General features: G+C 65.3%; 9 protein-coding genes and 1 rRNA gene. 7 read left to right on the top strand and 3 right to left on the bottom strand.

Annotated elements, in window-relative coordinates:
• Nucleotides 1-38: 38 nt before the first annotated feature.
• A complete protein-coding gene (locus BMY29_RS06330) occupies nt 39-1436 on the bottom strand; it encodes a sodium-dependent transporter (RefSeq protein ID WP_049991613.1) in 1398 nt (465 codons plus the stop codon).
• Nucleotides 1437-1733: 297 nt separating this feature from the next.
• On the opposite strand from BMY29_RS06330, the gene BMY29_RS06325 reads away from it, so the two are divergent.
• Genes BMY29_RS06325 through BMY29_RS06310 form a run of 4 tightly spaced genes read left to right on the top strand, consistent with a single transcriptional unit; the run spans nt 1734 to nt 5717 of the window.
• Nucleotides 1734-2846: a branched-chain amino acid ABC transporter permease gene (locus tag BMY29_RS06325; RefSeq protein ID WP_049991614.1), complete on the top strand. Its 1113-nt coding sequence runs from the start codon at nt 1734-1736 to the stop codon at nt 2844-2846.
• Complete coding sequence (locus tag BMY29_RS06320; RefSeq protein WP_049991615.1) at nt 2843-4183, top strand: branched-chain amino acid ABC transporter permease; 1341 nt, start codon at nt 2843-2845, stop codon at nt 4181-4183. Before BMY29_RS06325 ends, BMY29_RS06320 begins: the two co-directional genes overlap by 4 nt.
• Before the next feature lie 56 nt (nt 4184-4239).
• Nucleotides 4240-5013, top strand: a complete 774-nt coding sequence (locus BMY29_RS06315) for an ABC transporter ATP-binding protein (RefSeq protein WP_241471317.1) — start codon at nt 4240-4242, stop codon at nt 5011-5013.
• Nucleotides 5013-5717, top strand: a complete 705-nt coding sequence (locus BMY29_RS06310) for an ABC transporter ATP-binding protein (RefSeq protein ID WP_049991617.1) — start codon at nt 5013-5015, stop codon at nt 5715-5717. The genes BMY29_RS06315 and BMY29_RS06310 overlap by 1 nt, the downstream gene beginning before the upstream one ends.
• Nucleotides 5718-5820: 103 nt before the next feature.
• Here the strand turns inward: BMY29_RS06310 and BMY29_RS06305 are convergent, their stop codons facing one another.
• On the bottom strand, nt 5821-7098 hold the full coding sequence (locus BMY29_RS06305; RefSeq protein WP_049991618.1) for an ABC transporter substrate-binding protein: 1278 nt from the start codon (nt 7096-7098) through the stop codon (nt 5821-5823).
• Nucleotides 7099-7323: 225 nt separating this feature from the next.
• Between BMY29_RS06305 and BMY29_RS06300 the strand changes: the two genes are divergently transcribed.
• The gene (locus tag BMY29_RS06300) at nt 7324-8868 is read left to right on the top strand and encodes an acyl-CoA carboxylase subunit beta (protein ID WP_049991621.1); all 1545 of its coding nucleotides are present in this window, start codon (nt 7324-7326) and stop codon (nt 8866-8868) included.
• Nucleotides 8869-8876: 8 nt separating this feature from the next.
• A complete protein-coding gene (locus tag BMY29_RS06295) occupies nt 8877-9230 on the top strand; it encodes a DUF8022 family protein (RefSeq protein WP_074854658.1) in 354 nt (117 codons plus the stop codon).
• Between the two features lie 256 nt (nt 9231-9486).
• Here the strand turns inward: BMY29_RS06295 and rrf are convergent.
• A 5S ribosomal RNA gene (gene rrf, locus BMY29_RS06290) occupies nt 9487-9608 on the bottom strand.
• A gap of 395 nt (nt 9609-10003) precedes the next feature.
• On the opposite strand from rrf, the gene BMY29_RS06285 reads away from it, so the two are divergent.
• Nucleotides 10004-11836 carry an acetyl-CoA carboxylase biotin carboxylase subunit gene (locus BMY29_RS06285; RefSeq protein ID WP_049992312.1) on the top strand — a complete coding sequence of 611 codons (1833 nt, stop codon included), beginning with the start codon at nt 10004-10006 and terminating at the stop codon, nt 11834-11836.
• Nucleotides 11837-11962 lie beyond the last annotated feature (126 nt).

Here is an 11962-nt window from a genome sequence, read left to right as displayed (position 1 = left end):
CCGACGGATCGTCGGTCAGCAGTCGTTACGCGTACGGATTACAGGTTCTCGGTTAACCAGCCCGAGAAGTCCGTGGTGAGGAACTCGACGTAGTCCATGACGCCCAGCGACAGGGAGACGAGCAGCACGATGATGATCGGGACGCGGACCGCCCAGATCCACGCCTGGCCGAGCGAACCGAGGTCCCCGATCCCCTTCGAGAGCTCCTCGACGGCGAACTGCGGTGCGATCCAGCCGACCAGGATCATCAACACGAGCGCGCCGAACACGAGCAGGATACCGTCCGCGAACAGGTCGAGCAGGTCGAGGAAGATCAGGTCGAACGTGACGGGCACGCCGAGCAGGTAGATGACGCCACCCATCCCCAGAGACGCCTTCCACCGCTCGACGCCCTTCTCGTCGATCAGATACGCCGTTACGACTTCGAGCAGCGAGATCGCGCTCGACAGCGCCGCGATCGCGACGGTGCCGAAGAACAGGATCCCGAGGATGCGACCGCCGGAGAGGGTCGCGAACGCCTCGGTCATCGACACGAAGATCGCACCGGGACCGCCCTCGCCGGGCTCAGTGATCCCCGCCGCGAAGAAGATCGGGAACACGACCAGGCCGGTCAGGAACGCAATGCCGGTGTCGAACCCGATGATCGTGAGCGCGTCCTTGGTCAGGTTCCGGTCCTCGCCGAGGTAGGACGCGTAGGTGATCATCACGCCCATCCCGAGCGAGAGCGTGAAGAACGCCTGGCCGGCCGCGGCCGGGAGCAGGCTCGTCCAGTTGTCGAGGATGACGCCGAACTCCGGCGACAGGTAGTACTCGTAGCCTGCGCTCGACCCGGAAAGGGTGAACGCCCAGACGGCCATTCCGACGAGCAGAAGGACGATCGCCGGCACCATCAGCTTCGTCGCGAGCTCGATGCCGCGACGGATACCGAGCGCGACGACGCCGATCGTCACCGCCATGAACAGTGTGTGGAAGACGAACGCGTCGATGCCGGTCGACAGCTCACCGAACATGACGGCCGCGACCGGGGCGCCGGCCTCGGCGGCGGCGCTCTCGAAGCCCGCGAGCTGGCTCGCGTAGCTGCTGCGGAGGCCTTCCAGGAAGTAGCGAATGAACCAGCCGGCGACCACGCTGTAGTACGACAGGATCACGAAGCCGGTGACGATGAACACCCCGCCGATGTACTTCCAGGTGTTGCCGCCCAGTTGCATCAGCGCGCCGACCGGATTGCGCTCCGTCCGGCGGCCGACGACGAACTCGACGAGAATCGCCGGGAACCCGATGAGCCCGACGAACAGCAGGTACATGACGAGGAACGCCGCGCCCCCGCCTTCGCCCGCGACGAACGGGAACCGCCAGATGTTTCCGAGCCCCACTGCGCTCCCGACCGCAGCGAGGATGAACCCTGTTCTCGTTGCCCACGTCTCACGTTGTGCCATACGTTATGCGACTGCCCCCCGGGGTCCTAAAGCCTTACATTCGCAGCCCGCATTTATCATCGCTGATAACGAATAACTATATTATGATAAATCGTGGGGTGGTCGGTGAACACTTCGACAGTCTCGCACCCAGGTAGTAACGGAAAACATCGACCGCAGTCCTTCTCGAACGTTTTCTCACGTTCACCCATATAAGGAAATTGAATCATTCGCCATTAGATTGGCATATATTGTCAAGGCCCACCATAACATATAACACGGTACGCTGAAAGTATCGACCCGTACGGAGGTCTGTGCATGTCTACAGTAGATGAGGCGGTCAATCGGGGTCGAAGTCTCTCGTCCGAGCAGCTCCTGTTACTGGTCGTGGGGATCGGTGCTGTGGCGTTGCTGGGGGACCTGATTCTCGGTCTCGCAAACGGAACGTACAGTCTCTCACGTGTCGCTCGATACGTGACGGAAGGAATCCTCTACGGGCTGATCATCGGGCTCGCTGGGATCGGGCTCTCGATGACCTACAGCATCCTCAACTTCGCGAACTTCGCTCACGGAGACTACGTGACGACGGGTGCGTTTTTCGGGTGGGGAGTCACGTACCTCGTCGCTGGCTGGGGTGTCGCGAGCGTCGGTCCGCTCGTCCTCGTCGCGCCTCAGCGCGAGGTTTCCGGAGCACAACTCGACATCGCGATCACCGCGACGCCGATCGCCGTCCTCGCCGGCCTGCTCGTGGCCGGCGTCGCGACGGCGCTTTTCGTGTTGCTGATCGACCGCTTCGCTTTCAAACCGGTCCGAGGATCGGGCGGTATTCCGCTGCTGATCACGAGCATCGGCGTGGCGTTCGCACTTCGCTACGTCCTCGTGTTCGTCTACTCGAGCAGCACGCGCGGCACGACCGCGAGCGTACCATCCGTCGATTTCCTGCTGGTCGACGGCTACGTGTCGATCGGCGCCCACGACGCGACGTTGATCGTCGCCGCGGTTGCACTGATGCTCGGCGTTCACTTCTTGCTCCAGCGGACGAAACTCGGGAAAGCGATGCGAGCGATGTCGGACAACCGAGACCTGGCCCTCGTCACCGGCATCCCGACCGAACGGGTGATCCGGTGGACCTGGCTGATCGGCGGCGGCCTCGCCGGTACCGCGGGCTATCTCATGGTGCTGTGGACGGGCACGATCGACTGGCAGTTCGGGTGGTTGCTGCTGTTGCTGATCTTCGCGGCGGTGATCCTCGGCGGGATCGGCTCGATCTACGGGGCCATCTTCGGCGGCCTGGTCATCGGCGTCGGCATGCACATGTCGATGATCTGGCTCCCCGGCGGTGACTTCACGACGATCACCGCGTTCCTGCTGATGATCCTCGTCCTGCTAATCAGACCGTCTGGACTCTTCGGAGGGAAGACGACGGCATGAGCGTGAACGCGACGGACACACGGGCTCGACTGGAAGCGCTCTGGGAACGGGACGCCGTGAAGATCCTCGTAGCCTTCGCGGCGATCTATCTCGTCTACGCGGCGATCGGACTCGCGCTCGGCTACTCCCTCGACGGGATCGTCAACACCTTGCGGCGGATGACCTACCTGATCGCCGTCTACGGCATGGTCACGCTGGCGCTGAACCTCCACTGGGGGTACACCGGTCTGTTCAACATCGGCGTCGCGGGGTTCATGGCGATCGGCCTGTACGTGACGATGATGCTGGCGAAACCGGTCGATCCGACCGGCGCCGCGCAGTACCCGGGGCTCGGGCTCCCGATGCCGATCGCGATCGCCGGGGGCGTCGCCGCCGCCGGCCTGGCGGGCCTGGTCGTCGCGATCCCCGCGTTGCGCCTTCGGGCCGACTACTTCGCGATCACGACGATCGCGTTCGCGGAGATCGTCCGGTTGGGGCTCACCTCGGGCGCGGCCCAGCGGTTCTCCGTCCTCGGGGCCGAACTGGGGACCGGCGGCGGTCGCGGTCTCACTCGAAACTACGGCGATCCGATGAACGTCATCTTCGAGCTCGAGGTGTTCTCCTCGTTCGTCGACCTCACGAACGACCTGTTCGGCTTCGGGCCGACGCAGGCGCGGTCGCTGGCCTATTCGATCGTGCTCGTACTCGTCCTGATCGGGTTCTATTGGCTCATCCAGCGGACCAGTCGATCGCCGTTCGGACGCGTCCTCAAAGCGATCCGCGAGGACGAGGAGGCCGCCCAATCGCTCGGGAAGAACACGAATCGATTCAAGATCAAGGTGTTCGTGCTCGGCTGTGCTCTGATGGGCCTGGCCGGCATCCTCTGGCGGTTCCGCCGCACCGGCGTGACGCCGACGGCGTTCCGACCGCACGTCACGTTCTACATCTGGATCGCACTGATAATCGGTGGCGCCGGTTCGAACACCGGCAGCGTCCTCGGCTCTGGGCTCTTCGTCGCGGTGCTGTTCGAGGGGCCACGCTACGTGCGCCGTCTGATCGAGGAGGTCATCACGGTCGGCGACGCGCCGAACACGTTCGCCGGCGCCGTGGCGCCGCTGCTCTCGGCGAACCCGGCGCCGCTCCTGCGGTACACCTTCGACGAGTTCCTGACGCTGCAGTTCGTGCTGATGGGCGTCGCGCTCGTCCTCCTCATGCATCGGCGGTCCGACGGGCTGCTCGGCCATCGGGAGGAGGCGGCGGCAGCGATCCCCCTGACGGATCGACCCGTCGCCGAGGCCGGAGGCGAGACCCCAGCCGGACCTGGAACCGATTCCGATCGCGGAGGTGATACCCAGTGAGCGATACGACCGCCGAATCCACCGACTCCCTGACGAGCGAGCGCCCCGATCGATCGATGGACGACGTCGAACTGGCCGTCGACGGCCTGGTCAAGCGCTTCGGCGGGATCACGGCCGTCGACGGCGCGACGTTCGCGGTCGAGTCGGGGTCGATGACCGGACTGATCGGTCCCAACGGCGCCGGGAAGTCGACGACGTTCAACTGCATCACGGGGATCCACGAACCAGACGCCGGGACGGTGACGTTCCAGGGAGAGGACATCACCGGCATCAGGCCCTACTACTGTGCCGAGTACGGTCTCGTTCGGACGTTCCAGATCGCTCGGGAGATGGCGAACATGACAGTCCTCGAGAATCTGATGCTGCCGGCGAAACGCCAGCGGGGCGAAGCGCTCTGGCGATCGGTGCTGCCGGTCGCCCGCCGGGACGTCGTCCGGGAGGAGCGCGAGCTCCTGGAACGCGTGTGGGGTACCCTCGAATTTTTCGAGATTCAGCACCTCGCGGAGGAGAAAGCGGGGACACTCTCGGGCGGCCAGCGAAAACTACTCGAGTTGGCGCGCGCGTTGATGACCGATCCGGAGATGCTCCTGCTCGACGAGCCGTTCGCGGGTGTCAACCCCACGCTCGAGAAGAAGCTGCTCGAACACGTCCACGACCTCCGCGAGGAGGGGTACACGTTTCTGATCGTCGAACACGACATGGATCTCATCATGGAGAACTGCGAGCGGGTCATCGTCATGCACCAGGGGTCGGTCCTGGCCGAGGGGACGCCCGGCGCGATCACCTCGAACGAGCGGGTCATCGAAGCCTATCTCGGAGGTGAGGTCTGATGGCGATGCTCGACGTCAGGGACCTCGACGCCGGCTACGGAGACCTGCAGATCCTGCACGGTATCGATCTCGAGGTGGCCGAAGACGAGTACGTGGTCATCGTCGGCCCCAACGGCGCCGGGAAGTCGACGGCCATGAAATCCGTCTTCGGACTGACGACGTACATGGGGGGCACGGTCGAGTTCAAGCGGGCGGACATCACCGGCCGCTCGCCCGACGAGATCATCCACGAGGGAATCGGCTACGTTCCCCAGAACGACAACGTCTTCCCGTCGCTGACGGTCCGCGAGAACCTCGAGATGGGCGCGTACATCCTCGACGAGGTGCCGGAGGCGGCGCTCGAGAGCGTGTTCGATCAGTTCCCCGTGCTACGCGAGCGACAGGATCAGAAGGCGGGCTCGATGAGCGGCGGCCAACAGCAGATGGTCGCGATGGGGCGCGCGCTGATGCTCGATCCCGACCTGTTGTTGCTCGACGAACCCAGCGCGGGTTTGGCCCCCGACCTCGTCGACGAGATGTTCGACCACGTCGACGCGATCAACGCCAACGGTACCGCCGTCCTGGTCGTCGAACAAAACGCGAAGGAGGCCTTGCGCCGCTGCGACCGGGGCTACGTCCTCGTTCAGGGCTCGAACCGATACGAGGACGCCGGCGAGGCCCTGCTGAACGACGACGAGGTCCGCCAGCAGTTCCTCGGCGGGTAGCTCGCAGTCCGCGCGACTCAGCGGCGGTCGGCAGCTATCGACGCGTATCGGCGGGCGGCGAAAGAGGAGTCCGGCCGCGATCGGTCACCGCGGTGCCGCGTTACTACTCGGCCAGCGCGGACTCGAGTTCGCCGGTGTACGAGCCCTGTTCAGGCTCGAACGAGACCTCACTGAGCGCCTCGCCGCCCTGATCGTCCTCGACGGACTCGACGTACTGCTCCGAGAGCTGCTGCCCGTAGTCGTTGTTGACGTACAGCGTGGCCACCTGGTCCGCGTCGAGGCGATTCGCGGAGACCTCCGCCATCACCTGCCCTTGCAGCAGGTCGCTCGGCGCGGTCCGGAAGAAGTAGCCGTCGTCCTCGACGTTCGACAGGGACAGTGCCGTACTGGCCGGCGAACACTGGACGACGCTCGCGCTGCTGGTCTCGCCGACCAGCGGGACGGAGTTGCCGGACGACGCGGCGCCGACGATCGCGGGATACCCCGCGTCGATGAGCGCACCGCCGTTGCTGAGGGTCGTGTCCTCGTCGGTCTCCGTGTCCTCGACCTGCAGATCGAACGTGAGGTCGACCCCCTCCATCCGTTGAATGGCCAGGCGACCGGCGTCGATCATCGGGGTGCCGAGTTCGCCGAGGTCCCCCGTTTCGGGGAGCAACATCGCGACCATCACGTCGCGGCCGGTTCCGCCGGGTGATTCGTTGGCCATCTCGCCACCGGGATCGTTCCCTTCGAAGGTGATCGTATCGACCGTTTCGATGTCATCGTCGCTGAACTCCCAAACGTCGTAGGCGGCCTCTGCGGGGTCGCCGACGTCGTCGAAGTTGACCGCGCTTGAAGCGCCCTGATAGGTGATCTCGTCGCCGGCCGCGACGGCTTCAGCGGCCGCCTGAAGTTCGCCGGGCCCGTACTCGTCGCCGCCAGGGTTCGCGACCCGGCGCATCTGATCTCGGACCGCCTGGCCGTCGTTGTTACCGGCCGCGACGTTCGCGAGGGTACACATCGCAACGGCGTCGAACGTGTGCGAGGTGAACACCCCGGGTGATTCGCCGTACTCGTCCTCGTAGAGCTCCGCGAAGGCCTCCTCGTGCGGGCCTTGGGACGCCGGCGCGGTGCCGGTGACGTTCGCCATATCGTTCCCGACTTCGCCGGGGAGATCGCCGTCCTGCAGTCCGTCGGGAACGATGATTTCCGTCCCGGTGTCGAAGTCGGCGTAGAAGTCCCGGAAGATCTGAATGCCGCTCTCCGGGTAGCCGATAACGTTTAGGACGTCCGGACCGCCCCCTTCGACCGCCCCTTCGTCGCCGATGCATCCGGCGAGACCGATCGCACCCGCACCACCGATTCCACTGAGCACCCCCCGTCGACTGACTTGCCGTACCATGGGTAACAATGACAAGGTATCCTATATAGCTGTTTGTGCCACAACGCGTCCCAGAGACGAATTATGGCTGCTCACGTCTCACCGAAACTGACTGTGAGCGAAACCGAACCAATGTGGCATAATTTCGCACACCGTCGGTAGGATACCACTCCGATTTACCGAACGTTTTTGGGGGACGTGGCCGTTTCCTCGGGCAATGAGCGGGAGGGTTCATCAACAATGACGATGGAAGACCGCATCGACGAACTCGAGGAGTTCCGCGAGGAAGCCCGCAAGGGCGGCGGCGAAGAGCGCATCGAGAAGCAACACGACAAGGGGAAGATGACCGCTCGCGAGCGGATCGACTACTTCCTCGACGATGGCACCTTCACGGAGTTCGACCAGCTCCGGACCCACCAGACGAGCCAGTTCGGGATGGAAGAGCGAAAGATTCCCGGCGACGGCGTCGTCACGGGCTACGGCGAGGTCAACGGCCGAACCGTCTTCGTCTTCGCCCACGATTTCACCGTCTTCGGCGGCTCGCTCGGCGAAGTGTTCGCCGAGAAGATCTGCAAGGTGATGGACATGGCGATGGAGGTGGGCGCTCCCATCGTCGGGCTCAACGACTCCGCCGGCGCGCGCATCCAGGAGGGCGTCAAGAGCCTGGCCGGCTTCACCGAGATCTTCCGTCGGAATCAGGAGGCCAGCGGCGTCGTCCCCCAGATTTCGGGGATCATGGGGCCCTGCGCCGGGGGTGCGGTTTACTCGCCGTCGATCACCGACTTCATCTTCATGGTGAAGGACACGAGTCACATGTACATCACCGGACCGGGCGTCACCAAGACGGTCACCGGTGAAGAGGTCACCCACGAGGAACTCGGCGGCGCGGTGACCCACGCGAACAAGACCGGCGTCGCCCAGTTCGCCTGCGAGAGCGAGGAACAGGCCCTAGACGACATCAAACGGCTGCTCTCTTATCTCCCGCAGAACAACGTCGAGGATCCGCCACGCGTCGAACCGTGGGACGATCCCGACCGCCGCGACGAGGAACTCGAGACCATCGTTCCGCCGAGCCCGCAGAAGCCCTACGACATGGTCGACGTCGTCGACAGCGTCGTCGACCAGGGCTCGTTCTTCGAGGTCGCGGAGAACTTCGCCAAGGAACTCGTCGTCGGCTTCGGTCGCCTCGACGGCCGCTCGGTCGGCATCGTCGCCAACCAGCCCCGCGTCAACGCCGGCACGCTGACCGTCGACTCCTCGATGAAGGGCTCGCGGTTCGTCCGCTTCTGTGACTCCTTTAACATCCCGATCGTCACCTTCGTCGACGTCCCCGGCTACATGCCCGGGACCGACCAGGAGCACCGCGGGATCATCCGCCACGGTGCGAAACTGCTCTACGCCTACGCCGAGGCGACCGTCCCGCTGCTGACCGTCATCACCCGGAAGGCCTACGGCGGCGCCTACTGCGTCATGGCCTCGAAGAACCTCGGCGCCGACGTCAACTACGCCTGGCCGACCGCCGAGATCGCCGTCATGGGCCCGCAGGGTGCGGTCAACATCCTCTACCGCAACGAACTCGAGGAAGCCGACAATCCCGACGAACTCCGGGACGAACTCATCGAGGAGTACCGCGAAGAGTTCGCCAACCCCTACACCGCGACGGACAAGGGCTTCCTCGACGACGTCATCCTGCCGACGGAGACCCGGCCGCGGCTGATCGACGACCTGGAGATGCTCCAGACCAAGCGCGAGTCGAACCCGGACAAGAAACACGGCAACATCCCGCTGTAGTCCACAGTATGACCTCACAGCACCAGTCTGAGACCGACACCGCCGCGGCGCCGACGGACGAACCGGCCCCGGATGACGCCGACCCGTCCGCGATCGAGGCGACGCTGCCCGCCGACGTCGAGATCGACATCCCCGACGACGCGGACGACGAGGAGGCGGCGGCGATCGCCGCCGCCATCGGGGCCCACCTTCACGACCTGACGCTCGCGGCCGCCGCCGCGGCCGACGGCGAGGAGACGTGGGACGACAGGCGTTGGGCCTTCGGCGGCCGCGTTCGCGCACAGCAACACCGGACCGTTCGAGTGCCCCGCCAGGCGCCGACGGATCCGTGGACCGCCGCGGGGCGGACCGAGCGGTTCTGACGGGACCCGGACTCGCTTTTCGGTTCGGTCCGATCCGGACGGATCGATCGCCCGTAATTCGTGAGGCAGAGTTCGGCGGGACGTTCGGAACCCATCGCGGGAAGCCGTATTCTCGGAAATACTATAGCAGGTATACGGAACAGTCCTCGTGTTCCGACCGAACGCACCGGCTCGACGAGTGTCCGCCGGTCGAGCCCGTCCTCGGCGAGGAGGAAGGCGATTCGACTATTGGGTGCGTGATAAAACGGAATGAATGGGGAGGCGGCGAATCGGGGTTCCCAGAGGCTCGCGCACTCCAGTACTGGCCGATACGTAGGCGGGCTTAACTTCCGTGTTCGGGATGGGTACGGGTGGTTCCCCGCCGCTGTGGCCGCCTCAATGCCGACCCGCGGAATCGAACCGCGGTACAGCCAACGTCGGTGAGTCTGTCTCGATATGAGAAGTCCACTACTTTATGACTTTCGATCCGTAACCTCGCTAGCGCACGACCCGATCCGCTGAACCCCGGCGCCTGATACGATCGAACGGGGTAACTGGGCCGCTGCACCGGCCGGAACGGAAGGAACGATATCGAAGCAGCGAGTTTCGAGGCCGATGTGCGACGGTCGCGACGCCCGACCGCCCGCCACCGCTCCGACAGGTACTTAAAACGGTACTTCCGATAGCGAACTAGATACTGCGGTCGACGCGGCGACCGCGACTGCAACCCGGGGCCGCTTCTCCGACCGGTTGCGAAAAAGTAAGGTAGGCACCTGTTGACTGTTGCCACAGGAATGTTCAGGAAGGTTCTCGTCGCGAACCGAGGGGAGATCGCCGTCCGAGTCATGCGGGCGTGCGAGGAGTTGAACATCGGAACCGTCGCCATCTACTCCGAGGCCGACACGGATTCGGGGCACGTGCGTTACGCCGACGAGGCGTACAACGTGGGACCTGCCCGCGCGGCCGACTCGTATCTCGATCACGAGGCCGTCATCGAGGCCGCGCGCAAGGCCGACGCCGACGCCATCCACCCCGGCTACGGCTTCCTCGCGGAGAACGCCGAGTTCGCGGGTAAGGTCGAGGAGGCCGAGGGAATCACCTGGATCGGCCCGTCCAGCGACGCGATGGAGTCGCTGGGCGAGAAGACCAAGGCCCGCACGATCATGAGCGAGGCCGACGTGCCGATCGTCCCCGGAACGACCGATCCAGTCACCGAGCCCGAGGAGGTCAAGGCCTTCGGCGAGGAACACGGCTACCCGATCGCCATCAAAGCCGAGGGCGGCGGCGGCGGCCGCGGGATGAAGGTCGTCTGGGACGAGAGCGAAGTCGAAGACCAACTCGAGAGCGCCAAGCGCGAGGGCGAGGCCTACTTCGACAACGACTCGGTCTACCTCGAGCGCTACCTCGAACAGCCACGTCACATCGAGGTCCAGATCCTCGCCGACGAGCACGGCAACGTCCGCCACCTCGGCGAGCGCGACTGCTCGCTCCAGCGCCGCCACCAGAAGGTCATCGAGGAAGGGCCGTCGGCTGCGCTGACCGACGAACTCCGCGAGAAGATCGGCGAGGCCGCCCGCCGCGGGGTCGCGGCCGCCGACTACACCAACGCCGGCACCGTCGAGTTCCTCGTCGAGGAAGAGCCCGGCCGCGACGGCCCGCTCGGTCCGGACGCGAATTTCTACTTCCTCGAGGTCAACACGCGCATCCAGGTCGAGCACACGGTTACAGAGGAGATCACCGGCTACGACATCGTCAAGCGCCAGATCCGGGTCGCCGCCGGCGAGGAGATCGACTTCGATCAGGACGACGTCGAAATCGACGGCCACGCGATAGAGTTCCGCATCAACGCCGAGAACGCCGCCGAGGACTTCGCGCCCGCGACCGGCGGCCGGCTCGAAACCTACGACCCGCCAGGCGGGATCGGCGTCCGGCTGGACGACGCGCTCCGACAGGGCGACGAGCTCGTCACCGACTATGACTCGATGATCGCCAAGCTGGTCGTCTGGGGCGAGGACCGCGACGAGTGCATCGAGCGCTCCCTGCGGGCCCTGCGGGAGTACCAGATCGAGGGCATCCCGACGATCATCCCGTTCCACCGGCTGATGCTCACCGACGAGGAGTTCGTCCGGAGCACTCACACCACGAAGTACCTCGACGAGGAACTCGACGAGACCCGCATCGAGGAGGCCCAAGAGCAGTGGGGCGGCGACACCGGCAACGGCGCCGGCGAGGACGAGGAGTCGGTCGAGCGCGAGTTCACCGTCGAGGTCAACGGCAAGCGCTTCGAGGTCGAACTCGAGGAACACGGTGCGCCCGCGATTCCGACCGGCGACGTCGAGGCTGGCGGCGGCCAGGCCAGTCCGCCCCAGCCCGCCGGCGGCTCCAGCGACGGCGGCGCCGACCTGCAGGGCGAGGGCGAGACCGTCGACGCGGAGATGCAGGGGACGATCCTCGGCGTCGAGGTCGAGGAGGGCGACGAGGTCGCCGCGGGCGACGTGCTGGTCGTCCTCGAAGCGATGAAGATGGAGAACGACATCGTCGCCTCCCACGGCGGGACCGTCACGCAGATCGCTGTCGCGGAGGGCGAGAGCGTCGACATGGGCGACACGCTGGTCGTCCTCGAGTAGCGCGCCAGGGGAGGCTCACGGCCCGCAGGAGCGACGAACGTCTCCGGCCCGAATGCCGACGGCGGCGTCCGCCCGACTCAGCGGGTCCACGCGAGACGATCCGTGATCGAAACTCCGCGAGCGAGC

Source organism: Natrinema salifodinae (genome assembly GCF_900110455.1).
Lineage (GTDB): Archaea > Halobacteriota > Halobacteria > Halobacteriales > Natrialbaceae > Natrinema > Natrinema salifodinae.
Note: the sequence above shows the minus strand (reverse complement) of the source record. Positions and strands in the feature narration are given on the sequence as shown.

What these genes read in the sequence shown, in the direction of transcription:
- BMY29_RS06305 (WP_049991618.1), bottom strand. Translation starts at nt 7,098, where the DNA reads ATGGTACGGCAAGTCAGTCGACGGGGGGTGCTCAGTGGAATCGGTGGT.
- BMY29_RS06300 (WP_049991621.1), top strand. Translation starts at nt 7,324, where the DNA reads ATGGAAGACCGCATCGACGAACTCGAGGAGTTCCGCGAGGAAGCCCGC.
- BMY29_RS06285 (WP_049992312.1), top strand. Translation starts at nt 10,004, where the DNA reads ATGTTCAGGAAGGTTCTCGTCGCGAACCGAGGGGAGATCGCCGTCCGA.
- BMY29_RS06310 (WP_049991617.1), top strand. Translation starts at nt 5,013, where the DNA reads ATGGCGATGCTCGACGTCAGGGACCTCGACGCCGGCTACGGAGACCTG.
- BMY29_RS06295 (WP_074854658.1), top strand. Translation starts at nt 8,877, where the DNA reads ATGACCTCACAGCACCAGTCTGAGACCGACACCGCCGCGGCGCCGACG.
- BMY29_RS06320 (WP_049991615.1), top strand. Translation starts at nt 2,843, where the DNA reads ATGAGCGTGAACGCGACGGACACACGGGCTCGACTGGAAGCGCTCTGG.
- BMY29_RS06325 (WP_049991614.1), top strand. Translation starts at nt 1,734, where the DNA reads ATGTCTACAGTAGATGAGGCGGTCAATCGGGGTCGAAGTCTCTCGTCC.
- BMY29_RS06330 (WP_049991613.1), bottom strand. Translation starts at nt 1,436, where the DNA reads ATGGCACAACGTGAGACGTGGGCAACGAGAACAGGGTTCATCCTCGCT.
- BMY29_RS06315 (WP_241471317.1), top strand. Translation starts at nt 4,240, where the DNA reads ATGGACGACGTCGAACTGGCCGTCGACGGCCTGGTCAAGCGCTTCGGC.